This is a genomic window from Halorubrum sp. Atlit-28R (genome assembly GCF_003665955.1).
GTDB classification, from domain to species: domain Archaea; phylum Halobacteriota; class Halobacteria; order Halobacteriales; family Haloferacaceae; genus Halorubrum; species Halorubrum tropicale.
This window is the reverse complement of record NZ_QPLS01000002.1, coordinates 386241-409234: the sequence shown is the minus strand read 5'-3', so window position 1 is coordinate 409234 and position 22994 is coordinate 386241. Positions and strand designations below refer to the sequence as shown.

The 22994-nt window shown below is 72.1% G+C and carries 18 protein-coding genes and 1 rRNA gene; 8 read left to right on the top strand and 11 right to left on the bottom strand.

The window, feature by feature from the left end:
- The first annotated feature begins 109 nt into the window (after positions 1 to 109).
- Positions 110 to 231: ribosomal RNA gene (rrf, locus tag DVK06_RS05540) — 5S ribosomal RNA — on the top strand.
- A 268-nt stretch (positions 232 to 499) separates the two neighbouring features.
- Complete coding sequence (locus tag DVK06_RS05535) at positions 500 to 1333, top strand: hypothetical protein (RefSeq protein WP_233561614.1); 834 nt, start codon at positions 500 to 502, stop codon at positions 1331 to 1333.
- Between the two features lie 24 nt (positions 1334 to 1357).
- Here the strand turns inward: DVK06_RS05535 and DVK06_RS05530 are convergent, their stop codons facing one another.
- Positions 1358 to 1660, bottom strand: a complete 303-nt coding sequence (locus DVK06_RS05530) for a hypothetical protein (protein WP_053771482.1) — start codon at positions 1658 to 1660, stop codon at positions 1358 to 1360.
- A gap of 124 nt (positions 1661 to 1784) precedes the next feature.
- Here DVK06_RS05530 and DVK06_RS05525 point away from each other — a divergent pair, with 124 nt between their 5' ends.
- Positions 1785 to 2672, top strand: coding sequence for a DMT family transporter (locus DVK06_RS05525; RefSeq protein WP_121599606.1), 888 nt, complete (start codon positions 1785 to 1787; stop codon positions 2670 to 2672).
- A 60-nt stretch (positions 2673 to 2732) separates the two neighbouring features.
- The gene (locus DVK06_RS05520) at positions 2733 to 4307 is read left to right on the top strand and encodes a HAMP domain-containing sensor histidine kinase (RefSeq protein ID WP_121599596.1); all 1575 of its coding nucleotides are present in this window, start codon (positions 2733 to 2735) and stop codon (positions 4305 to 4307) included.
- A gap of 70 nt (positions 4308 to 4377) precedes the next feature.
- On the opposite strand, the gene DVK06_RS05515 is transcribed toward DVK06_RS05520, so the two are convergent.
- The gene (locus tag DVK06_RS05515) at positions 4378 to 4878 is read right to left on the bottom strand and encodes an SRPBCC family protein (protein WP_199718586.1); all 501 of its coding nucleotides are present in this window, start codon (positions 4876 to 4878) and stop codon (positions 4378 to 4380) included.
- Between the two features lie 93 nt (positions 4879 to 4971).
- Between DVK06_RS05515 and DVK06_RS05510 the strand changes: the two genes are divergently transcribed.
- On the top strand, positions 4972 to 5898 hold the full coding sequence (locus tag DVK06_RS05510; protein WP_121599595.1) for a DNA-3-methyladenine glycosylase: 927 nt from the start codon (positions 4972 to 4974) through the stop codon (positions 5896 to 5898).
- A 140-nt stretch (positions 5899 to 6038) separates the two neighbouring features.
- Positions 6039 to 6479: a DUF555 domain-containing protein gene (locus DVK06_RS05505; protein ID WP_121599594.1), complete on the top strand. Its 441-nt coding sequence runs from the start codon at positions 6039 to 6041 to the stop codon at positions 6477 to 6479.
- Between the two features lie 118 nt (positions 6480 to 6597).
- Here the strand turns inward: DVK06_RS05505 and DVK06_RS05500 are convergent, their stop codons facing one another.
- From DVK06_RS05500 to DVK06_RS05480, 5 genes are all read right to left on the bottom strand, one after another.
- On the bottom strand, positions 6598 to 6831 hold the full coding sequence (locus tag DVK06_RS05500) for a UPF0058 family protein (protein ID WP_004598519.1): 234 nt from the start codon (positions 6829 to 6831) through the stop codon (positions 6598 to 6600).
- 236 nt (positions 6832 to 7067) lie between these two features.
- Positions 7068 to 7247 (bottom strand): hypothetical protein, encoded by a 180-nt coding sequence (locus DVK06_RS05495; protein ID WP_053771477.1) that lies wholly within the window; start codon positions 7245 to 7247, stop codon positions 7068 to 7070.
- Between the two features lie 124 nt (positions 7248 to 7371).
- Positions 7372 to 8427: a transcription initiation factor IIB family protein gene (locus DVK06_RS05490; RefSeq protein WP_053771476.1), complete on the bottom strand. Its 1056-nt coding sequence runs from the start codon at positions 8425 to 8427 to the stop codon at positions 7372 to 7374.
- A 314-nt stretch (positions 8428 to 8741) separates the two neighbouring features.
- Entirely contained in the window at positions 8742 to 10055 is a 1314-nt protein-coding gene (locus DVK06_RS05485; RefSeq protein WP_121599593.1) for a Zn-dependent hydrolase, read from the bottom strand.
- 87 nt (positions 10056 to 10142) lie between these two features.
- On the bottom strand, positions 10143 to 10475 hold the full coding sequence (locus DVK06_RS05480) for a hypothetical protein (RefSeq protein ID WP_121599592.1): 333 nt from the start codon (positions 10473 to 10475) through the stop codon (positions 10143 to 10145).
- An 88-nt stretch (positions 10476 to 10563) separates the two neighbouring features.
- Here DVK06_RS05480 and DVK06_RS05475 point away from each other — a divergent pair, with 88 nt between their 5' ends.
- A complete protein-coding gene (locus tag DVK06_RS05475; RefSeq protein ID WP_053771473.1) occupies positions 10564 to 10776 on the top strand; it encodes a PLDc N-terminal domain-containing protein in 213 nt (70 codons plus the stop codon).
- Positions 10777 to 10824: 48 nt separating this feature from the next.
- Here the strand turns inward: DVK06_RS05475 and DVK06_RS05470 are convergent, their stop codons facing one another.
- The 4 genes from DVK06_RS05470 to malA all read right to left on the bottom strand — a co-directional run bounded on the left by DVK06_RS05470 (position 10825) and on the right by malA (position 18134).
- The gene (locus tag DVK06_RS05470; RefSeq protein ID WP_053771472.1) at positions 10825 to 11853 is read right to left on the bottom strand and encodes a sodium:calcium antiporter; all 1029 of its coding nucleotides are present in this window, start codon (positions 11851 to 11853) and stop codon (positions 10825 to 10827) included.
- Positions 11854 to 11856: 3 nt separating this feature from the next.
- Positions 11857 to 13347 (bottom strand): 4-alpha-glucanotransferase, encoded by a 1491-nt coding sequence (gene malQ, locus DVK06_RS05465; protein ID WP_121599591.1) that lies wholly within the window; start codon positions 13345 to 13347, stop codon positions 11857 to 11859.
- Between the two features lie 87 nt (positions 13348 to 13434).
- Positions 13435 to 16032, bottom strand: a complete 2598-nt coding sequence (gene gghA, locus DVK06_RS05460) for a glucosylglycerol hydrolase (protein ID WP_121599590.1) — start codon at positions 16030 to 16032, stop codon at positions 13435 to 13437.
- Positions 16029 to 18134: an alpha-amylase MalA gene (gene malA, locus DVK06_RS05455; protein ID WP_121599589.1), complete on the bottom strand. Its 2106-nt coding sequence runs from the start codon at positions 18132 to 18134 to the stop codon at positions 16029 to 16031. The genes gghA and malA overlap by 4 nt, the downstream gene beginning before the upstream one ends.
- A 128-nt stretch (positions 18135 to 18262) precedes the next feature.
- Between malA and DVK06_RS05450 the strand changes: the two genes are divergently transcribed.
- Complete coding sequence (locus DVK06_RS05450; protein ID WP_199718583.1) at positions 18263 to 22978, top strand: glycoside hydrolase family 15 protein; 4716 nt, start codon at positions 18263 to 18265, stop codon at positions 22976 to 22978.
- The last annotated feature ends 16 nt before the right edge of the window (positions 22979 to 22994 follow it).

Genomic DNA, 22994 nt, shown 5'->3' with positions numbered 1-22994 from the left:
GCATGAGTTCAGGCGGTATCTGGATCGCACGTATACACGGTTGTTTCGAACCACGACCGACACAGGCGTCGCTCATAGAGCGTCTCGGTTCGACTCCGAGAGTCGGCATGAAGGCGGCCAGAGCGGTAGGGAAACACCCGTACCCATTCCGAACACGGAAGTTAAGCCTACCAGCGTATCGTGAAGTACTGGAGTGAGCGATCCTCTGGGAACCACGAGTCGCCGCCTGCCCACTCATACGGGAACATTCCCACCACAGCCCACGGACAGCGCGTCCGTGGGCTTTCTTCATATCCAACGAGTGACAGCGACGCGTCCGATTCGGTGGACACTGACTCGATGGTGTGGTTGGCGTCCATCGAGGCGGCTGAGTCAGGGTACCGTCCGTCAGCGACTGCGCCGTCCAGGAGCTGAGTCGAAGATTGTCTCGGCGGAACCGTATCAGTACTAATACTTTCGTCCGTAAGTTTATCACTTCTGTCGCTGAAGTCAATGTAACATGGGCGGGTCGGACGACGCGGTTCGACTGTGCTGCGGCGACGAGCCGTCGCTTCGCGACGGCGTCGCTTCGGACCGTGTCGTCTCCGTGTTGTTCGGCACCGACGTCGAGGCGTGGCGGAGGGGCTGGAGTCGGACCGTAGCGGGGCCGCCGGCACGGGAGGCGGCGGTGGACGTGAACGACATCGCTCGGAGCGGGGCCACCGCGTCGACGCAGGTGGTACCGAACAACGGGCTCGCGTACACGGTGCTCGGCCGCGACGCCGATGGAGAGCGCGTGCTCGACGCCGTTGGCGATCACCTCGACGGCGTTCCCGAGGGGACGGTCGACCTGTTGGTCGACGACCTCGCGCCCGTCGCCGCGCGGGAGGGCGTCGACGTCGCGGTCGGGTTCGCGGACCGTCTCCGTGAGCGCTTCGCCGACGAGGCGAACCGCGTCCTGCTCGGCTGTTCCGCCGAGTGCTCCGCCGAGTTACTGTCACGCCTCGACGCCCTCGTCGACGCCGACGCGACCGCGACGGCGGCGGTTGAACGGCTCTCGCGCGACGACCCCACCACCTTCGGGTACGTCCGTCGTCACTGGGCAGAGGCCAAGCGCGGTATCGAGGCGTGCGACCGGAACTACCCGCAGTCGAAGCAGGTCCACGCCGCGCTGACCGACCCGGAGACGACGCCGCGGACGCTGGGGGCGACCCTGTCGGGGTTGGTCACGCTCGGCGCGCTGGAAACGTGGGGAGACACCGTGGGACCGACCCGGTACGACCTCACCGCGTACCGGCCGGATCGGACGTCGGCGATCGGCGCGGCGCTCGAAGCGGACGACGTCGAGGAGTGAGACGTCACCTCCCGGCTCGGTGTGTCAGCCGCCGGTTTCGTCCCGCTCGTCGGTCTCCGCGATGCGTCTGAGGTCGGTCTCAACGACGGTGCCGTCGGGCTCCAGCGTCACGCTTCCGAGGGCGGCGGTCTCACCGGTGTCGTACCGGGCGTCGACCGCCGCCAGCGTCCGGCGCCTGTCGAGCCGATCCCAGACGGCCTCCGCGACGAGCGACTGGAACGCCTCGGGGTCGGTCCACCCGGCGTCGATGTCGGAGGGGACGCCGACGACGACCCGAAGCTCCGTCTCGGCGACGCGAATGCCGACGCCGAACGTGTCCGCACACATGGACGGTCGTTCGCGACGGGGGGTGAAATCACCGTCGGCGGCGGACATGACGGCGACCGCGCCGACTCGCACCCTCGACTCTCGAAACCGGTAAGCACCCCCCGCTCGAATGGTCGAAGACTCGATGAGTTCGACGCCAGCGGTGTCGCCGAGGGCGGGGCTCGCGGCGGCGGTCGTCGCGGTGAGCGCGGGCGCGATCCTCGTCCGCCTGAGCGACGCGCCGAGCTCGGTCGCCGCGTTCTACCGAGTGCTGTTCACGACCCTCCCGTTGGCCTCGGTGGCGGCGTGGCGGTACCGCGGGGAGTTCGGCCGGATCCGGTCGCGCGACCTCGCGTTCGCGGTGCTGTCTGGCGTTGCGCTCGCGATCCACTTCGCGGCCTGGTTCGAGAGTCTCCGGTGGACGAGCGTCGCCGCGAGCGTGACGCTCGTTCAGGCGCAGCCGGTGTTCGTCGCGGTCGGCGCGTGGCTGCTGTTGCGCGAGCGCGTCACGCGGCAGATGGCCGCGGGCATCGCGGTCGCCGTGGCGGGGATGGCGTCGATGTCGCTCGGCGACTTTCTTGGGGGCGTGGCGGTCGGGGCTCGCCCGCTGTACGGCAACGCGTTGGCGCTGGCCGGTGCCGTCGCCGCGGCGGGGTACGTGCTGGCCGGTCGCTCGCTGCGGCAGCGGATCTCGCTGGTCCCCTACGTCACCGTCGTGTACGGCGTCTGCGTGGTGGTCCTGCTCGCGTTCGTGCTCGCCGCCGGCCACCCGCTGACGGGGTACCCCGCCCGGGAGTGGCTCCTGTTCGTAGGGCTCGCGGTCGGACCAGGGCTCCTCGGCCACACGGTCCTCAACTGGGCGCTCGCGCACTTGGAGTCGAGCGTCGTGTCCGTCTCCCTGCTCGGTGAGCCGGTCGGCGCGACGCTGCTCGCGGCCGCGCTGCTGTCGGAGACGCCCACCCCGGCGACGGTCGCTGGCGGCTGCGTGGTCCTCGTTGGTATCTACGTCACCGCGACGACGAACTCGTCGTAGCGTTTTCAGCGCCGATATTTTGGAGTGAACGTTCAAGACCGCCGAACCGGTGGGTAAAGTATGGACCGGCGAACGGTCGTCGCGTTCGTTGGCGACGACGAGAGCGCCAGCGAACGCGTGGCCCGTTCGGTCGAGGCCGCGTGGAACGGCGCGGGCGGCCCGTCCCTTCGGACGCTCGCTCCCACTGACTTCGGCGAGGACCGAGGCGGCGAGGAGCCGCTGAAAGACACGTGCGGGGTCGTCGTCACCGCCTCGGCCGTGGCGGACGACGTCGTCACGGAGAGACTCGTCGCGCTCCCGTCCCACGTGCCGGTGATCGCGCTCGTCGAGGACGCGTCGACGGCGACGATCCGAACACTGCTGGCGGCCGACGTGGACGACGTGGTCGAGGCCGACGACCGCGGCCGTCACGTCGGGGGGGACGCGGTCGACCCGCTCGCGGAGCGGATCCGGGGGCAGATGAGCCCTGACCGCGTCACGCTCGGGGGCGACGGCGTCGCCCGGCTCTCCGAGGTGTTGCTCGACGCCGGGACGACGCTCATGAGCACGCGCACCGACGAGGTCGGCACGAAGATCGAGTGGACGATGGAGAACGTCGGCGAACACGCCGAACTCGATCGGATCGTCTGTTACCGCGAGGAGGACGGCGAGTTCGTCCCCGCCTACGACTGGTGTCCCGAGGGGTTCGACCCGGCGCCGAGGCCGTTCGACGACTTCCCGGACCCGGACCTGCTATCGACCTTCGGCAACGTCGCACGCGGATCCTCTCCGGCCGAGGACGACTTGGAGGGCAACGACGACGCGGGCCTCGCCGGGCCGCCGGCGACGGTCCACGTCCCGCTCGTCGTCGACTGGGAGCTCAGCGGCATCGTCGCGTTCGAGTCCGACGACTGCCGCGTCTGGACGGACGAGGAGGTGAGCCTGTACCGAACCCTCGGCGACCTGATCGCGCACACGATCGCACGCAACGAGCGCCGAGAAGCGCTCCGCAGGCAGGCGGAACAGCTGGAACAGTTCAGCGCGGTCGTCTCGCACGACCTCCGGAACCCGCTGAACGTGCTCTCCGGCTACCTGTCGCTCTCCGAGGACGAACTCACGCCGTCGCGGTACGACGCCATGAGCGGCGCGGTCGACCGCATGGAGACGCTGATCGACGACCTGCTCATGCTCGCGCGTCGCGGTGAGGCGATCGGCGACACGGAGCCGGTGCCGGTCGCGGCCGTCGCCGAGGACGCCTGGGACTCGGTGCGCGCGCCGAAGGCGACGCTCACGATCGCCGACGAAATCGGGCGCGTCGAGGCGGACCCGAGCCGGCTCCGGCAGGCGCTCGAGAACCTCTTCCGGAACGCGATCGACCACGGCGGTCCGGAGGTCTCGATAGAGATCGGTCCGCTCACCGACGGCGGCGACGTCGGCGGGATGTACGTCGCCGACGACGGGCCCGGCATCCCGGTCGGACTCGTCGATACGGTGTTCGACTCGGGCGTCTCCTCGGCCGACAGCTCCGGGATCGGCCTGGCGATCGTCGACCGGATCGTCGAGGCGCACGAGTGGGACATCGACGTCCGGAACGACGGCGGCGCGGTCTTCGAACTCACCTTCGACACGGACGCGACGCGGGTCGCGGCGCCGTAACGTTCGGTCGGCGTCGTCGTCGCCGCGACCCGGTCAACGTTCGTCGGGCCCTCAGTCTTCGGCGAGCGGCTCACTCCTCGGCGAACCATTCGACGGTTCGGCGGTGCCGATCGCGGAACATCCCCTCGAATCCAACCTTCGCCAGCGGCCCGACCGCGTCGCCCAGCGGGCCGAGCGGCAGCCGATAGGCGACTGTGTCGACGAGGAGCGTCTCGTCGCCGTCGGCGTAGAACGCGTGGGTGTGCTCCCACCGTCGGAACGGACCGCCTTCCATCACGTCGACGAACCGGGCGGAGCGCTCCGGGGACGCCGTGCCGTCGGGCTCGCGCTCGGCGATCCGCGAGGTCCACCGCTGTCGCGGTCCGGCCCCGAACGGGCGGACCGACATCTCGATCTCCGAGCCCGCGACGAGGACCTCGGGGTCGGGCGACCCGTCCGCCCCCGCGACGCTGTCGACGCGGAGACGCATCCAGTCCGGGGTGAGTTCTCGCAGTCCGTCGACCGTGGAGTGAAAATCCCACACGTCTTCGATCGGGGCCGGCACCCGAGTCGTCCGCCTGTACGTCGGCATACCCGCGGTACGGTGCGGGCGGACAAAAAGCCGTCCTCGGCGGCGGTTCTGGGACCGAAACCCGCATGCCCGCGCGCGGCGTGAGACGAGACGATGGAATGCGGGGCGATCGACGTCGGCGACCTGGCTGGACCGTTCGATCTCCAGGCGACCCTGGAGAGCGGACAGAGCTACCTCTGGAACCGCGCGGACGGCGAGACGTACGACGAGCTTCACGCCCACGGCGGCGACGCGTGGTACGAGACCGTCGTCGACCCGATTCCCGGCGTGACGGAGGAACGCGTCGCGGTCCGGGTCAGACAGGAGGGCGGCGTCCACGACGGGCGGCTCCGCTGGGAGGCCTCGACGGACGCCGAGCCGCTGTTGACGCACCTGCTCCGACTCGACGACGACCTCGACGCGATCTTGGACGCGACGCCCGACCTCCCGCTGCTGGAACGGGCCTACGACGCCTACGAGGGGATGCGACTGACCCGCGACCCGGTATTCCCCTGTCTGATCTCGTTCATCTGCTCGGCGCAGATGCGGGTCGCGCGGATCCACGGGATGCAGCGGCGGCTCCGGGAGACGTACGGCGACGCGGTCGCGCTCGGCGACGAGACGTACCGGGCGTTCCCGACGCCGGATCAGCTGGCCGCGCGCACCGAAGAGGAGCTCCGCGACCTCTCCTTGGGCTATCGGGCGCCGTACGTCCAGCGCACCGCGGAGATGGTCGCGAGCGGCGAGGCCGATCCCCTGGCTGCGGCCGACCTCCCCTACGAGGAGGCGCGGGAGTCGCTCACGCGGTTCGTCGGCGTCGGAAACAAGGTCGCCGACTGCGTGCTGTTGTTCTCGCTAGGCTTCCTCGAAGCGGTGCCGCTCGATACCTGGATCCGCACGACCATCGAGGAGTACTACCCCGACTGCGACCGCGGGAGATACGCGGCGACCTCCCGCGCGATCCGCGAGCGGTTCGGCGGCGAGTTCGCCGGCTACGCGCAGACGTACGTGTTCTACTACCTCCGCGCCGGCGGGGAGTGACCGACGGGCCCGCGTCCGCGGACGCCGGCGTCTCCGCGGGAACGAGCGGCCGCGAGACGCCCGCTCGCCGACCGCGTCGGCCGCCGAGAGTCGGTCCCGGCCGAAGTTTGATACTCGTTCGCGTGGTACGCTCGGCCGTGATGGACTGTCGAGTCGTCGTCGAGGCCGCGGTCCCGGTGTACGACGTGGAGACCCCCGACGAGGCGGTCCGGATCGCCATCTCGAAGACCGGCGAGATGCTCAACCCGGACCTCAACTACGTCGAGATCGACACCGGAACGCGGACGTCGCCCAGCGGCGAGCAGCTCGACCCGGCGTTCGTCGCGGCCGACGAGGCGCTCGTCGCCCTCGAACTCCGGATGGACGTGTTCAACGTCGACCGCGACGAACACGCCAGCCGCGTCGCGCGCAAGGAGATCGGCAAGCGGCTCCGTAACATTCCGCTGAAAGTGCTCTCGGTGACTGAGATAGCCCCCGAGGAGAGCGACCGACCGGAGGACCCCCCGACGGCTGAAGGAACGCCGGAGTCGGAAGACGGCGAACTCGATCCCGGCGACGACGGGCCGACTGACGGTCGCTGAGCCCCGAGAGCGGTTCGGACACCGCCGGTCCGCGGGCGAGAACGACACGGGACGACGGACGGCGGCGTCGCTGATCGGTGAACGGTCGGTCGGCGAGGAGCGGCGCGCAGTAGACGGTTCAGTCGGCCGTCGGGGCCAGCGGCTCCGATTCGGACGACTCCATCGGCTCGGTGATTCCTTCGGTCAGCTTGAAAACGGCGGCTTTGTGGTCGGTCTTCGACTTGTGAATCGATGTCGGCTTGACGCCCAGTTCCTCGTAGGCTTCGAGGTCGACGTCGTCGTCCCAGAACTCGCACTGTTTTCGTACCTCCGCGAGGAGACCGTGAAGATGGATGAGCTCCTGCTTCTTCATGAGTACCAGTCCTTTGCTACCGGAGGTTTATATTATTATCTTGAGTCACGTTACCATGCTGTTCGCGTATTTCGCGAGTAGCGGGGCGGAGAAGTGGATTCTCGATAGATCTATCAGGATCGTTTGCGACCGTCCGGAGCGGTCGCCGGCTCGCGAGCGACGGGCGTCGCTACGCAGTCGGTCACCGGGCGATCGGAAGGATCGGCATCGCGGGCCGGCCGTCGCGCCGGCGTGCGCTACTGGAACTGCTTGACGGCCTCGAGGTCGCGTTCCGTCCGCATGAACTCCGTCAGGCGGCGCGTCGCGTGACACGCCGAACAGGTGAAGTTGGACCGCAGATCCTGAAGCTCGGCGGGATTGTCCTGCCACTCCTTGCCGCACTCCGGACAGACGAGTCTGACGAACGCGTCAACCATGTCATCCAGTACAGGCGGCCGCGTTAAAAACGTGTGTGGCAGGCGATCCGCGACGGTCGGCGGGTCGGTCCCGCGGCCGGTTCGACGGGCCGACCCCGCGATCGGTTACGACCGCATCGCCCGCTCAGGCGCTCGCGGTTCCGCTCGCGTCGAGCAGCTCCTTGTACCGGTTCCTGATGGTGACCTCCGAGACGTCGGCGACGTCGGACACCTGGCTCTGGGTCACCTTCTCGTTCGACAGCAGTGCCGCGGCGTAGACGGCGGCCGCGGCGAGGCCGACCGGCGACTTGCCGCTGGTGATCCCCGCGTTCGCGGCGTCGTCGAGCAGTTCGCGCGCGCGCCGCTCGGTCTCTTCCGAGAGGTCGAGCCGCGAGACGAACCGGGGGACGTAGCTCGTCGGGTCAGCGGGTTGGACGCGCAGTCCGAGCTCGCGGACGACGTAGCGGTACGTCCGGGTGAGCTCCATCTTCTCGACCCGCGAGACCGCGGTGAACTCGTCGAGGCTCCGGGGGTTCCCCACCTGCCGGGCGGCGGCGTACAGCGAGGCGGTGGCGACGCCCTCGATCGAACGGCCCGGAAGGAGGTTCTCGCTCAGCGCCCGACGGTAGACGACGGAGGCGGTCTCGCGGACGGTGTCCGGGAGGCCCAGCGCGCTCGCCATGCGGTCGATCTCGCCGAGCGCCTGCTTGAGGTTGCGCTCCTTGGAGTCGCGGGTGCGGAAGCGCTCGTTCCAGGTCCGCAGTCGCTGCATCCGGCGCCGCTGTCGGCCCGAGAGCGACTTGCCGTAGGCGTCTTTGTCCTGCCAGCCGATGTTCGTCGAGAGCCCCTTGTCGTGCATCATGTTCGTCGTCGGGGCCCCCACCCGCGACTTGCTGTCGCGCTCGCCGGAGTTGAACGCGCGCCACTCCGGCCCGCGGTCGACCGAGTCCTCCTCGACGACGAGCCCGCAGTCGCTACAGACCGTCTCACCGTGTTCCGTGTCCGTGGCGAGCCGGCCGTCGCACTCCGGACAGGTGGTGATCCGCTCGCGCTCGTTCTCCGTGCGCTCGTCGACGCTCGTCGACTCCGCTCCCGCCGCGTCCCTCGTTCGGGTGCGCTCGCCGGACGCGGGCGCGTCGCCTCGGTCCGCGAGTCGGTCCCGTTCCGTGCCGCCGTCGCTGTAGGTGTATGTCTCTGTCATGGGCTTGCTCCGACGATCCCCCGACGAAAATACAGCGAGGTCCGCAATCGCCAGTCTGTTAACATGTAGTTAGTAGTGGGAACATATAAATATGTCGGTATTGACGATAGCGGGAGAAAGACGAAATTCGCCTCTGGAGGAGGAAAACGGCCGTCAGGGCGGCCTTGACGGTCCGATCGCGACGACGCCCGGACCGCCGTTCGGGCCGCGCGATCGTATATATACTTCACTCTCGGACCGCTCCGGGCCGGGGTGTCCGACAAATAAAGCGGTTGTGCCGGGGCGCTCGCGCGCGTCGCCCTCGCCTGCGGCCGTCACGGGTCGCCGGCGGCGACGCGCGCCATCGCCCCGGCGAGCACCTCGGTCGCGGCGGCGCAGTCGGCCCAGTCGGTCCACTCGCGCGGGTTGTGCGAGATCCCGTCGCGCGACGGGGCGAACAGCAGCGACGCGTCCGCGACGCGCGCGACCCGCATCGCGTCGTGGGCGGCGCCGGAGTGGAGGTCGACCGCCTCGCGGTCCGCGGCGTCGGCGGCCTCGTGGGCGGCCTCGCGGAGGCGGTCGCTCATCGGCGTCGGCGCCACGTCGAACGGGCGCTCGAACGACGTCTCGACCCCGCGCTCGCGCTCCAGCCGCGCCAGCGACCCGCGCGCGGCGTCGACGATCGACTCCATCGACTCGGCCTCCACGTCGCGCACGTCGACGCCCGCCTCGACGCGCCCGGGGACCACGTTCGTCGCGTTCGGCGCGACCGACAGCGACCCGACCGTGCCGACCGCCGAGGGCGACGACGACGCCACGATCTCGTTCGCGGCGCGCTCGACGTCCGAGACGAACTCGCTCGCGGCCGCCAGCGCGTCCGTCCGCTCGTCCATCGGGGTCGCGCCCGCGTGGTTCGCCTCCCCGTCGATCGTCGCCTCGCAGTGGGTGATCCCGGTGATCGTCGTCACGACCCCGGCCGCCGCGCCCGCCGCCTCCAGCGTCGTGTCCTGCTCGACGTGGAGCTCGTAGAACGCCCCCCACGACGCGGGGTCTACCGTCGTCGGCGCGCCCTCCGCGTCGGTCGGCGTGGCGGCGTCGACCGCGTCCCCGCCGCGGTAGCCGATCCGGTCGAGCGCCTCGCCGAGCGTCTCCCCGTCGCCGTCCGACAGCGCGAGCGCCTCGTCGAGGGGCAGCTCGTCGGTCGCGACGGTCGATCCCAACAGCCCGTTGCCGAAGGTGCCGCCCTCCTCCTCGGTGAAGCTCACGACCCCGACCGGTCGGTCCGGCTCGACGCCCTCGTCGCGCATCGCGCGGACGGCCTCCAGCGCGGCGTACACCCCGAGCGGCCCGTCGAAGATGCCGCCCTCCGGGACGCTGTCGAGGTGGCTCCCCGAGACGACCGGGGCGGCGCCCGGGTCGGCGCTCTCGGGGGTCCACGTCCCGAGGACGTTCCCGACGGCGTCGACGGTCACGTCGAGGCCGGCGTCGCGGAGGCGCGCGACCAGCCGGTCCCGGGCCTCCCGGTTGGCCTCGGTCCCCGTTCGGTTCGTTCGGGCGTGCGCGTCGGCGTCGTCCGTCTCGACCCGGCCGAACGCCGCGTTCGCCTCGATGTCCGCGCGGAGCCGGTCCGCGTCGACTGGGAGGTTCATACCGGCACCGGGTCCCGCGGGATCAAAACGGTTCGGGCTCCGGCCGGGCGCTCGGCGGCACGACCGCTCGTCGCCGGCGCCGCGCCGTCACTCGTTCCGCCGCGCGAGCCAGTAGCCCGCCGACCCCGCTCCGAGACCGGCGGCGAACGAGCGCTTCGCCGCCGGGCCGTCGACCGAGCGCGCGACGGCGACCCCGAGCGCCGCCCACGCCAGCGCGACGCCGACGGTCCGCCCCGGTCCGCCCCGGAGCCGCCGACAGCCGGCGATCGTCCGCGAATGCCGATAGAGGTAGCCGGCCGCGAAGCCGACCGCGAACGGGCCGGCCCGGACCTCGTCGCCGGCCGCTCGCCACCGCGCGAGCAGGACGCCGACGCCGAGGCACTCGATCGCGGCGCCGAGCGCGCGCACCGCGTTCACCATGCGAACGGTTCGCACTCGACGCGAAAAGCGGTTTCGCCGGGCGCGGATCCGAAAGCACTTGTCGGGGCCCGTTCGTAGATAAGACGGCATGTCCCCGTTGCTCCTCCAGGGTGCGGCCGCCGGGATCGCCCTGCTGATCAGCCTCGTGTTCCTCGTCGTCCACCTGGCGATGATCGTGTGGACGTACTCGGACGCGCAGTCGCGGAGCGATCACCCGCCCGTGCTCTGGGCGCTCGTGGTGTTCTTCGCGCCGATCCTCGGCCTTTTGCTGTACCTCATCATCGGCCGGAACTCCTACTGAGGCATCGCCGTCCGGCGACGGTCGTAGCGGGACCGCCCGCACCGGACCTCACACGCCCTTCAGCACGCTCGTCGCACCGACCGTCTCGGCGACGACCCACGCGACGAACAGCGCGTAGGCCGCGAGCAGCGCGTACGACTCGCGCTCGCCGAGCGCGAGCTCCGTCCGAAGCGTCACGAACAGGAGGACGGTCGCGGCCGTCAGGACGCCGAACATCGGCACCGCCGTCGAGAAGTTCACCTCGACCGCGCCGACGATCAGCACGCCGAGCGGGATCGCGACGAGCAGGTCGAAGGTGTTGGACCCGAGGACGTTGCCGAGGCTCGTCGCGCCGCGGTCGTCGCGCGCCGTCCGGACGCTCACCAGCGCGTCCGGCAGGCTCGTCGCCGCCGCGACGACCGTGACGCCGGCGAGGAACTCCGGGACGCCGAAGGTGGCGCCGAGCGACTCGACCGACGCGACGAGCCGCTCAACCGTGACGACGATGAGCCCGAGGCCGGCCGCCAGCTTCGCCCACTCCCGCCGGAGGTCGACCCCGTCGCGCACGCGCTCCGCCGCCGCGTCGTCGACGTCTTGATACTGGATGAACAGGTAGAGCACGTACAGCCCGAGCGGGATGGCCGCGAGCGAGCGCGGCAGCTCGCCGACGATCGGCTCCGTCGACACCGGGAAGTAGATGACCGCGAGCGCGAACGTCACGACCAGCGCCGAGACGGCGAGCATGTAGAACTGCGCCTCCTTGTACACGATCGCCCGGTTGGCCTCCAGGTCCGACTCTGTCCCGAGGCCAGCGACCGCGGGGATCACGAGGACGTTGAAGATGGCCGACCCAACGAGCGCCCCGACGCCCATGTCGAAGACGCCGGTGAAAGCGGTGACGAGCACGCTCACGAGCTCCGGGAAGCTCGACCCGACCGCGACCACGACCGACCCCTGCACGACGGCCGGCAGCCCGTAGTAGCCGGCGAGGGTCTCGGCGGCCTCCTCCAGCCAGCCGCTCCCGACCCAGATCAGCCCGGTCGCCGCGGCGATCACGAGGACGTGGACGACCGGTGCGTCGGGGAGGATCCCCGTCACGGGCTACCGGACGTGTCGCCCGCCCAGCTCCCGGAGCCGGGCCGCTGTCTCGTCGTCGAGCGCGTCGCGGGTGACGCGCCACTCCCAGTTGCCGGCCATCGTGCCGGGCTCGTTGAACCGCGCGTCGCTGCCGAGCCCGAGCAGGTCCTGGAGCGTCGTCACCGCGAGGATCGCGTCCGACCCCCACACAGCGTCGATGATCGCCCACTCGGGCGACTCCCCGGGCTCGGACCCGACGTTGTACCGGAAGCAGTCGCGCTGCTCGGCCGGGAGGTCCTCGAAGTAGCCGACCCAGGTGTCCGTGTCGTGCGTCGAGGTGTAGCCGACGACGCCCTCGCCGTAGTGCATCGGCTGGTACTGGTTCCCCTCCGCACACCAGTCGGCGTACTGCGGGACGCGCATTCCCGGGAAGCCGAACTCCGCCATCAGCTCCTCCATCGCCGGCTCCTCGAATCCGAGGTCCTCCGCGATGAAGGGGGCCTCGCCCAGTTCGCGCTCCACCGTCTCGAACAGGTCGCGCCCCGGCCCGTCGCGCCACTCGCCGTCCGCGGGGTCGTCGCTGTCGGCCGGGATCGCCCAGTACTTCGCGAACCCGAGGAAGTGGTCGAGCCGCGCCACGTCCGCGAGCTCGAACAGCCGACGGAACCGGTCGAGCCACCAGTCGTACCCCGACTCGGCGAGGTGCTCCCAGTCGTACAGCGGGTTCCCCCACCGCTGCCCGTCGTCGCCCGCGTTGGGCGGGACGCCCGCGACCGCCGTCGGGCGGTTTCCCTCGTCGAGCCGGAACGCCTCCGGGCTCGCCCACACGTCGGCGGAGTCGAGCGCGACGTAGATGGGCACGTCGCCGACGATCGACACCCCCTCATCGGCCGCGACCGCCCGCAGGTCGCGCCACTGGCGGTCGAACGTCCACTGGACGAACTCCCGGAACCGGATCTCCCGGGCGTGCTCGTCGCGCGCGTCGGCCAGCGCCTCGGGGTCGCGCGTCCGCAGCGGGGCGGGCCAGTCGGTCCAGACGTCCTCCGGGCGCGCGTCGGAGAGCGCGCGGAACAGCGCGTAGTCGGCGAGCCACGGCTCGCGCTCGCGGAACTCGTCGAGGGCGGCGCGGTCCGCCTCGGTCGCCCGCTCCTCGAACCGGTCGAAGGCGGTCCGCAACAGCGGGAGCTTGTACTCGCGGACCGCGTCGTAGTCGACGCGGTCGGTCGGGAAGTCGGGCACCGGTTCGAGGTCACTCTCGTCGAGCCACCCGTCCGCGACGAGCCCGTCGGGGTCGACGAACAGCGGGTTGCCGGCGAACGCCGACGGCGACTGGTACGGCGACTCCCCGGCAACGGAGAGCGTCGGCCCGAACGGACAGATCTGCCAGTGGTCGACGCCGGCCTCGCCGAGGAACGAGAGGAAGTCGCGCGCGCCCTCGCCGAGGTCGCCGATCCCGTACGCCCCCGGCAGCGAGGTGACGTGACAGAAGACGGCGTCGGAGCGGTCGAATCGCATACGACCCCCTGCGATCCCCACCGACTCAAGCGTTGTGACCGGGCGGGGCTCGCCCGGACGGCCCTCGGAGCGCGGGCGGGCCGCCAGTCACTCCGTCCGCCGCCACACGACCGCGTCCGCCGTCTCCAGCGTCACCGACGCCGTCGAGCCGGCGGAGTCACCCGGCTCGACGCCGAGGTCGGGCGGCGCGAGCGCGACAGTCCACTCGCCGCTCGCGTCGTCGCCGAGGCCGCCGGCGCGCTCCGCTCCGAGGTCGGCGAGGACGGCGGCCGGCGAGACCTCGACCGGTGTCCCCTCCGTGTTACAGGCGACGAGCAGCGTCTCGTCTCCGTCCGGTGCGCGCCGGCACGCCTCGTACACCACGGTTCCCTCGGTCGGGTGGCGGTAGCCGAACGCCTCCCCGCGGTCCGGGTCCACGTCGTCGCGGAGCCACGGTCGCGCCTGCCGAAACTCTCGGACCGCGCGGTCGAACGCGGTCCGGGCCCCGTCCTGCTCGTCCGCCCACCGGTCGAGCGTGAGGTACTCGCTCACGTCGCCGCTCCACGCGAACGAGAAGCGCTGGAGGTCGTCCGCGTCGAGCCCGTTGCCGGCCTCCTCCGCGTCCATCGGCGTCCCCATCGCCGACAGCAGCTCGGCGATCAGGTCCACGTCGTAGTCGGTCGCGTCGACGAGGTCGGACAGCGTCGTCGCGACCGACTTCAGGTCGGCGCGCGTCTCGAAGCCGAGCGCCCGAAGCCGCGGGAACGCGTCACCGGTGCCGTCGGCGTCCGCGAGCGCTCCCTCGGGGACGTGCCAGTCGATCCACGGCGCCTCCTCCGCGACCACCTTCACGTTCCACGTCGGGTCGGTGTCGCGGACGAACCCCCACGGTGCGCGGTGGTTGGCGTGGAGAAAGTCCATCGGTACGCCCGGCATCGCGACGTGGAACCAGACGAGCGCGGCGGGGCTGTCGTACGCCTCCCGGATCGTCCCGCGCGGGTCGGCCGCGAGGTACGGGTTGATCAGCTCGCCGCTCCAGTCGTCCGTCACCTCGACCTGCGAACCGCGGCGGAGCGTGTCGTGGTTGGCGACGCCGGTGATCCACCGGCTTCCGAACTCGCCGACCTCGCGCATCCGCCACCACTTCGTCGCCCAGAAGGTGAGCAGCGCCGGCTTGTTGTGCGCGAACGTCACCGGCGACCACTGGAACGCGTGGGGGTGTCGGTCGATCAGGGTGCGGTACGTCGAGGCGAGCTCCCAGTCCTCCCGCGGCCAGGGCCGGCCGTCCTCGAAGATCATCCACGGACGGTAGCCCGTGCCCGCGACCTCGTGGACCACGCCGTCCAACGCGTCGAGGAACGCGTCGTCGTGGACCTGCTCGCCGGTCTCCTCGTCGTGGTAGGTGAAGTCCTGCGCGCCGTCGACCCTGATCCCGTCCGCGCCGAAGTTCGCCTTCCGCCGGTGGAGCTCCAGGAGGATCGCTCGCACAACCGGCTGCCGGTAGTCGAGGTGGAGCCCGTACATCCCGGGCCCCTCGAAGAACGGGTCCGGGAGCAGCTCGGCGGCCGCCTCGTCGGCGTGGCCGAGCGCCACGTCGAAGACGACCCGGATCGGGTCCGGCATCGCGTGGCAGGCGGCGATGAACTCGACGAGCTCGTCGGGCCGGCCCGTCTCCAGCAGCGCCGGGTTCGCGGCGCCGAAGCCGCTCACGACCACGTCGTACCCCCAGTTCCGCTGGTCCGGCCGCTTCACCCCGACCGTCGCGGTCTCGGCGTCGGCGTCCCGGTTCAGCGGTGGGCCGTCCGCCGCCCCTTCCGCGCCGCCCGGCCGCCAGTACCACTGCCGGCCGTACGCCTGCGTGAGCGGCTCGACCGGCATCAGCTGGACCGCGTCGTAGCCGGCGTAGTTGCGCTCGTGCGGGTCGAGCGGTTCGCCGCGCTCCAGCTTGTCGCCGACCTCGCGGAACCGCGCCGCGAGCGCGCGCAGCGACCCGGACTCGGTCGACGTGCCGGGGTGGACCTCCAGCATGCTCGTCGCGGGCTCGACCCGCGGGAAGCCGTCGTCCTCGTCGGTCGGGACCGACTCCTCGTCCGTGCCGAGCGCGGCGAAGTGGTCGCGGTCCGGCCGCGTCGCGTCGAGCCGCGGCCAGTCGTACGCCTCGGCGGGTGCGAACGCCCCGAACGGGAGCGAGCGAGCCAGCGGGTCCCTGACGGTCCGGTACGATCCGTCGCCGTCTGGCTCCGGGGCGACGAGCTGGTAGAGCGCGCCGAGCCGGTCGGCGGTCCCGACCGGGAGCCCCTCGACGGCGACCCAGTGGAACTCGCCGTCGCGCTCCGTCGGGAGCCGGTCGATCCGGAACGAGACCTCCCGGAGGTCTTCGCGGCCGGGATCGACCGCGAACCCGTCGCCGCCGTCGTCGACGGGAGTGAATACCTCCAGGCGCACGTCTTCGGCCGGGACGCCGTCCGCGACGAGATCCGGCGTCCAGAATCCGAACGCGACGCCCTCCGGGGGATCGGTCGCCGGGTCGGCGCCGTCGGGCCGGATGGGGTGCGCGCCGAGCCGGGGCGCGATCTCGCTCGCGGCCGCGAACCGGTCGTCCGCCGACGCCCGGTCCCGCCGCGCGGCGTCGACCAGCGCGGCGGTCTCGTCCGGGAGGACGGACGGGCCGTCCGGACCGCGGTCGGCCGCCCGACCGCCGCTCATGGCTCCGAGACCGGCACCACCGCCACCTCGTCGACGCGGACCCGCTCCGTGCCCTCGCCGTCCTCGACGAGGCAGTCCTCGCCGGTGACGAGGTCGCGCTCCCCGTGGTCGAGGTCGAACGCGACGCTCGCGTCGGCCGGCGCGAAGTTGAGGACGACGAGGAGCGTCTCGTCGCCGTCGCGGCGCTGGAACGCGACCACGTCGTCCGGGTGGGCGTCGCCGCTCGCGACGACCGGCTTCTCCGAGAGGTCGCCGCTCGCGACGTGGTAGTCGACGCGCGCGAGGTCGCCGTCCGGCCCGAGCGCGGGGTGGTCCCGGCGGACCGCGAGGAGGCGCTCGTAGCGCTCGCGGACCTCCTCGCGCGCGTGGTCCCACGCGATCGCGTCACGGCGCCCGCGCTGCCCGATCTCCTGGCCGGCGTACACCATCGGGACGCCCGGCAGCGTCATGATCGCCGCGCCCGCGGCGGCCGCGGCCGCGTCGCCGCACTCGACGCGGTAGCGAGTCTCGTCGTGGTTCTCGATGTACTGGAGGAACTCGGCGTGGTCCGGGAACCCGATCTCGGCGCGCTGGCCGACCGCGTCGAGGACCGACTCCGCGGGCGCCGCCCCCCGTCCGATCTGCCGGAGCTGGAAGTACAGCGTCGCGTCGAAGTGGACGTCGAACATCCCCTCGTGGAACCCCGGGATGTACGGGATCGTCTCGTCCATCAGGAGGAACTCCCGGTCGATGTCCTTCACGCGGTCGCGGAGCTCCCGCCAGAAGGAGTCGGGGACCGCCCACGCCATGTCGCAGCGGAACCCGTCGACGAGCGGCGCCCACTCGTCGACCACGTCCAGCAGGAACCGTCGCACGTCGAGGTTCGCGTGGTTGAGGTTCGCGATCAGCTCCCAGTCGAAGTACGTGCCCGGCTCGCCCGACTCCTGCCACTCGTAGCGGTCGCGGTACGGCGACGCCGGATCCCGGTAGGCGTCTTGGAACCACTCGTGGTCGCGCGCCGTGTGGTTGGCGACGAAGTCGAACAGCACGCGCATGCCGTGGTCGTGGGCGGTCTCGACGAGCGCCTCGAAGTCCTCGCGCTCGCCGAGGTCCTCGGCGGTGTCGAAGAAGTCGACGATGTTGTAGCCGTGCGGCTTCCCGTCGTGGCCGAGGACCGGGGTGAGCCACAGCGTGTCGACGCCGAGGTCGGCGATCCGCGGGATCCGCTCGGCGATGGCGTCGAACGCCTCGCCCTCGTCGGCGTCGGCGAAGGTGCGGACGAACACCTCGTAGACCGAGGCCTCGCGGGTCCACTCGGGCGGGTCGTTGAGCCGCACCGTCTCGAAGTCGGGCGCGTCCGGGACCCGAACGGCCTCGCTTCCCACGGCCTCGTCGGCCGCGGCCCGGTCGCCCGCGGCGCGCTCGACGGCCGCCGCGTCGGCGACGCTCACGCGCGGGTCCTCGCCCGGGTCTCGCGCGACCGCGACCGCGTGTACCCGGAGCCGGTCCGGCACCGCGTCGAGCGGCACGCGGAGCTCGCGGCCGCCCTCGCTCGCGCGGAGGGCGTCCCGCGGGTTCGTGCGGCCCGCCGCGACGGCGTCGGCTACGTCGCGGTCGTCGACGACGAACGTCACGGCCAGGTCGTCGGCGTCGAGCGAGGACTCCGGGTTCGGCGAGGGGACCGCGGTGAACACCGCCTCCCCGGCGTGTTCGCCCTCCTCGCCCGGCTCCTCGTCGAACACGACGCTCGCTTCGACCCGCACCCGCGGCCGGCCGACCCCCTCGTGTCGCCCCTGCGCGGCGTAGTCGCGCGGCCCGTCGTCCGCGTCCCGGTCGCGGATCGCGGTCCCGCTCCCGCCCGCGACGTCGACGCCCTCGTAGCTCGCCGGGAACGCGCGGACGGTGAGGAGGTGGTCGCCGTCCGGAGCGTCGAGGCCGAGCAGGTAACGCCCCGGCACGTCGGGGGTGAATCCGGTCACGGGGCCGTCGCCGACGGTCGACTCGCTGTCGGGCGGCGCGTCGGCGACGCGCCACGCGTACGCGCCGTCCGGGTTCGGATCTCTCGGTGCAAGCTCCGTCCGCTCGCCGGTCGCGAGGAAGCGCGGGGGTCCGGGGTGGTGCATGTGACGGCCATCGACCCCCGGGGCCTTCGGTGTTGCTCTTGTGACGGTGACCGCGCCGCGGCGCCGACCGCCGCGCGGTTACCCGCCGCGGTCGTCAAGGCTTTTACTCCGGCAGGCGCAGGGCGGGTATGCGACTGCGTACCGCCCTAACGGAGCACGAACGTCGGCGCGGAGAGCGCTACCCGGCGGAGCACTCGATGACCGCCGGCGCGTTCACCGGCGACGACGGCCGACTGGTCCACGTGGGGCCGGACGGGACCGTCCACGACTGTTCGTATTCCCTCTCCGAGGTCGGCGGCGCCGACCGCCTCCGGACGGGGATAACCGCCGGGCGCGGCGTCCGCTGGTTCGACGACCTCGAGACGACCCGCCAGCACTACGACGGCGACACGCCGCTCGTCGAGACCGAGTACGACGCCGGCCGCTACACCATCCACCAGTTCGACCTGGTGGTGGGCGACACCCACCTCACCCACGTCGAACTCCGCGGCTCGCCCCCGGCAGACGCCGAGCTCGTCGCCGCCTACGCGTTCTCGCCCGACATGGTCGAGGGCCGCGTCGGCAACATGGTCCACGACGGCGCCGGCCCCGAGGACGGCGGCGTCGTCGAGGTGTACCACCGCACCGAACACGACTTCCTCACGGCCTCGACGGGCCTCTCGAACGCCCACGGCCAGCGCCTGCGGACGATCCCGGAGCTGCTCGGCGAGGGCGGCGACGGGTTCCCGCACCGCGGCGAGATCGACCGGCGCGAGGACTCTCGACTCACCCCGGACGTCGTCGTCCGCGCCCCGTTCGAGCGCGACGGCCGCACCGAGCGCGTCACCCTCGCCGGGCGCGCCGTCGTCGACCGCCGCGGCGCGCGCGACACCGGCGACGACGCGAAGGACGCCCTCACCGACGGCATCGACCGCCAGCGCCGGATCGAGGCCGTCTCGAACATCGCGACCGCCTACCCCGACGCCGACGACCTGCGCGAGGCCGCGGACGGCCGCGGTCCGAACGTGCCCGAGGACGCCCCCCGCCGCTCGGTGATCGCGAGCGACCTCCGCGCGCTCGACCTGCTCACCGCGGAGTCCGGCGCCCGGATCGCCGCGCCCGAGTTCGACCCCTTCTACTCCACCTCGGGGGGCTACGGCTACACCTGGTTCCGCGACGAGGCCACGGTGTCGACCGCGCTGCTCGACGCGAGCGAGGAGCTCGGCCTCGACGCCGGCGAGGAGTTGCTCGCGGCCGCGAGCTTCTTCTGCCGGACGCAGGACGCCGACGGCTCGTGGCCCCATCGGGTGTGGGCCGACTCCGGGAAGGTCGCGCCCGGGTGGGCGAACGCCCGGATCGAGGGCGCGAACGCGACGCCCGGCCCCAACGACCAGCTCGACCAGCCCGCGACGGTCGTCGCGTTCCTCGCGACGCTGCGCCGCGAGGCCGACCTCCCCGCCGAGTGGCGCGACCGGATCGACGAGACGATCGCCGACGCCGTCGACTTCCTCCTCGAGACGACCGAGGACGACGGGCTCCCCCGCCGCTGTCAGAACTGCTGGGAGAACGCGCTCGGCCGGTTCACCCACACCGGCGCCGAGTACCTCCGGGCGTTCGCCGCGGTGGCTCGCGCGCCGGTCGACGAGGGGCTCCGCGCCGCCGCCGCCGCCGCCGCCGACGCGGCGCTGTCGGGCCTCGACGCCCGCTGGAACCCCGACACGGATCGGTTCCTCCAGCGAGCAAGCGACGAGGGGCAGGACGCCCGCGCCGACGCCAGCACCTTCGCGCTCGCGACGGCGGCCGCCGAGTACGCCGCCCTGCTCGACGACGAGGCCGCGCCGGGCGACGCCGCGGCCGCCACCGACGGCTCCGGCCCCGCCGGCGTCGACTCGGTCGCGACGACGGAGTTCACCCGCTTCCTCGACCGGGTCAACACGCACGTCCGGCAGACGATCGACGCGCTCCGGCGCGAGACCGCCTCGGTCGAGGGGCTCGTCAGGTTCACCGGCGATGACTGGCGCACGGCCGAACAGGGCGCCGCGAAGGTGTGGTCCATCGCGACGCTGTGGGGCGCGACGGCCGCGGCGACGCTCGCGGGCGTCGTCGACGAGCGCGGCGGGGCCGCCGGCCCGCTGTTCGCGGACGCCCGCGACCTGTACGAGCTGTGCGGCCCGGACGGCCCCTTCGTCAACGAGGCGGGGCTGTTCGCGGAGCAGGCGTTCGACGACGGCGACCTCGACAGCGCGACGCCCATCGCGTGGTCGCACGCGCTCCGCATCGACGCGACGGTGACGCTGGCGAGCCACGGCGAGCTCCCGGTCCCGCACGACCGCGAGAGCGGGCCCGAGACGGGTCCGCACTGGACGACCGGCCGGAAGTTCGGCCTCGGCACGCCGGGCGACTACGACGCCGAGGACCCGGTCCCGGTGTGGTTCACGCTCACCGAGGGGGCGCTCACCGAGGCGCGGTTCCCGCGGATCGACGTGATGAACGTCCGCACGTTCGACTTCCTCGTCGCCGACCCCGACTCCGAGTACGCGATCCGCACGTTCGACGAGACGGGCCACGTCTCGGCGACGGAGACGATCGAGCGGACGACGGAGCCGGCGGCCGACGACGCGCTCGCCTACGTCCAGCGGATCCGCGAGACCGGCGACGGCCACGGCCACTCCTGGACGCTTCGGGTCGAGTACGCCGTCGACACCGACGGGACGGCGATCCTCGCGGACGTGCGGTTCGAGGGGAGCCGCGAGTACGACGTGTACGCGCTCGCGGACGTCACCATCGCCAACGTCGGCACGAACGACCGCGCCGAGCGCGTCGACGGCGACCGCGGCGCGCACCTGATCGCGCGCAAGGACGACCCCGACCGCGACCCGGGCAAGCTCGTCGACGACGAGGGCGAGCCGTTCGACCCCGCGCTCGCGCTGGCGAGCGGCGACGGGTTCGACTGGGCGAGCGCGCTCGCGGCCGGCGGCGAGGCGGCGGACGCGCTGTTCGGCGACGGCGAGCGCGACGACGAGTCGGCCGAGGCGGTCGGCAACGTCGTTTTGGCCGGCCTCGTCGGCAGCGGCGAGCGCGTCGTCGACACGGTCGCGCTCGGGTTCGCCGAGGACGCCGACACCGCGGCCGCGCTGGGCGAGGCCGAGGGGGCGCTCGCGCGCGGCTTCGACGACGCCGCAGACGCGTACGCCGAGACGTGGCGCTCGTGGCTCGCGGACCGCGAGCTCCCCAACTCGGTCGCGGACGACCCCGACCTCGCGGCGCAGTACCGCTTCGCGCTGATGACGCTCGCGGCCGTCGAGGACAAGGCCCACGACGGCGCGGGGATCGCGAGCCCCTCGGTCCCGTGGGGCGAGACCGAGTACGCCGCCGAGGACCGCGGCTACGGCTACAACTTCGTCTGGTCGCGGGACCTCTACCAGGTGTTCACGGCGCTGATCGAGATAGACGACCTCGAACGAGGCGCCGACGCCCTGGCGTACCTCTACAACACGCAGCAGGACGACGACGGCTTCCTCCCGCAGAACACCTACATCGACGGGCGGACCCGGTGGGGCGGCGAGCAGATGGACAACATCGGCTTCCCCTCCGTGATGGCGTGGCAGCTGTACGAGCGCGGCGTGACCCTCGCGGACGCGGACTACACCTACGACCAGGTCGCCCGCTCGCTCGATTACATCGCCGAGAACGGCCCCGAGACTGCCCAGGAGCGCTGGGAGGAGGAGGCGGGCTACTCGCCGTCGAGCATCGCGGCCGAGATCGCGGGTCTCGTCTGCGGCGCCGCGCTCGCGCTCGCGGAGGCCGACCGGCGCGACGGGGCCGACGAGGCGGGGAGCGGGGCGGCCGAGTCGCCCGAGTCGCTCCGCGCCGACGCGCTCGCGTGGCTCGCGCTCGCCGACGACTGGACCGCCCGCGTCGAGGACTGGTGCGCGACCGCGACCGGCACCGACCGCCACGAGCGGACCCCGTACTACCTCCGGATCACGGCCGACGGCGACCCCGAGTCCGGTCGCCCGCGCACGATCGCCAACGACGGTCCGACGTACGACGAGCGTGAGATCGTCGACGGCGGCTTCCTCGAACTCGTCCGGCTGGGGATTAAGTCCGCCGACGACCCCGTGGTCCGGAACTCCGTCGCCGTCGTCGACGATTCGATCCGCGTCGACACCCCCCACGGCCCCGCCTGGTACCGCTACGTCGGCGACGCGTACGGCGAGATCGCGGTCGGGGACCCCGGCGCGCCGTGGGCCGGGACCGGCGACGGCCGCGGCCGCCTCTGGCCCATCTTCACCGGCGAGCGCGGGGAGTACGAGCTCCGCGCTCGCGGCGACGGCCCCGACGCCTTCGGCGGCACCGACGAGGACGCGCTCGAACCCGAGGCGCTGCTGGAGACGATGGCTGGCTTCGGCAACTCCGGGCTGATGCTCCCCGAGCAGGTGTGGGACCGCGAGCACCCGACGAAGTACGGCTGGGAGTTCGGCGAGGGCACCGGGGGGGCGACCCCCCTTGCGTGGTCGATGGCCGGCTTCGTCCGGCTGGCGCACGGCGTCGACGCGGGCGAGCCGGTCGAGACGCCGACCGTCGTCCGCGACCGCTACGTCGACCGCGACCGCCCGGCCGGTCCCGACCTGATGGCCACTGCCGAGTTCGTGGAAGATTCGGTCGTCATCGCCGGTGAGACGGACGCCGAGCGCGTGGCAGTTCACACGCGGCAGACGTCCCGGCTCGTCGCCCCCGACGCCGACGGCGCGTTCGAGGTCGACCTCGACGCGGACACCGACGCCGACACGGTCGTGGTCGCGGCCGCGACCGACGACGACTTCGAGGCGGCGGGGACCGCCGTCGAGCGGCTCCGCCTGTAGCGCGCCGCAGCCGCGT

Excerpts from the sequence above, each read along its gene's own strand:
- DVK06_RS05475 (WP_053771473.1), top strand. The coding sequence starts at position 10,564 with ATGTCCCCGTTGCTCCTCCAGGGTGCGGCCGCCGGGATCGCCCTGCTG.
- DVK06_RS05525 (WP_121599606.1), top strand. The coding sequence starts at position 1,785 with ATGAGTTCGACGCCAGCGGTGTCGCCGAGGGCGGGGCTCGCGGCGGCG.
- DVK06_RS05530 (WP_053771482.1), bottom strand. The coding sequence starts at position 1,660 with ATGTGTGCGGACACGTTCGGCGTCGGCATTCGCGTCGCCGAGACGGAG.
- DVK06_RS05485 (WP_121599593.1), bottom strand. The coding sequence starts at position 10,055 with ATGAACCTCCCAGTCGACGCGGACCGGCTCCGCGCGGACATCGAGGCG.
- malA (WP_121599589.1), bottom strand. The coding sequence starts at position 18,134 with ATGCACCACCCCGGACCCCCGCGCTTCCTCGCGACCGGCGAGCGGACG.
- malQ (WP_121599591.1), bottom strand. The coding sequence starts at position 13,347 with ATGCGATTCGACCGCTCCGACGCCGTCTTCTGTCACGTCACCTCGCTG.
- DVK06_RS05495 (WP_053771477.1), bottom strand. The coding sequence starts at position 7,247 with ATGGTTGACGCGTTCGTCAGACTCGTCTGTCCGGAGTGCGGCAAGGAG.
- DVK06_RS05500 (WP_004598519.1), bottom strand. The coding sequence starts at position 6,831 with ATGAAGAAGCAGGAGCTCATCCATCTTCACGGTCTCCTCGCGGAGGTA.
- gghA (WP_121599590.1), bottom strand. The coding sequence starts at position 16,032 with ATGAGCGGCGGTCGGGCGGCCGACCGCGGTCCGGACGGCCCGTCCGTC.
- DVK06_RS05450 (WP_199718583.1), top strand. The coding sequence starts at position 18,263 with ATGCGACTGCGTACCGCCCTAACGGAGCACGAACGTCGGCGCGGAGAG.
- DVK06_RS05480 (WP_121599592.1), bottom strand. The coding sequence starts at position 10,475 with ATGGTGAACGCGGTGCGCGCGCTCGGCGCCGCGATCGAGTGCCTCGGC.
- DVK06_RS05510 (WP_121599595.1), top strand. The coding sequence starts at position 4,972 with ATGGAATGCGGGGCGATCGACGTCGGCGACCTGGCTGGACCGTTCGAT.
- DVK06_RS05535 (WP_233561614.1), top strand. The coding sequence starts at position 500 with ATGGGCGGGTCGGACGACGCGGTTCGACTGTGCTGCGGCGACGAGCCG.
- DVK06_RS05505 (WP_121599594.1), top strand. The coding sequence starts at position 6,039 with ATGGACTGTCGAGTCGTCGTCGAGGCCGCGGTCCCGGTGTACGACGTG.
- DVK06_RS05520 (WP_121599596.1), top strand. The coding sequence starts at position 2,733 with ATGGACCGGCGAACGGTCGTCGCGTTCGTTGGCGACGACGAGAGCGCC.
- DVK06_RS05515 (WP_199718586.1), bottom strand. The coding sequence starts at position 4,878 with ATGCCGACGTACAGGCGGACGACTCGGGTGCCGGCCCCGATCGAAGAC.
- DVK06_RS05490 (WP_053771476.1), bottom strand. The coding sequence starts at position 8,427 with ATGACAGAGACATACACCTACAGCGACGGCGGCACGGAACGGGACCGA.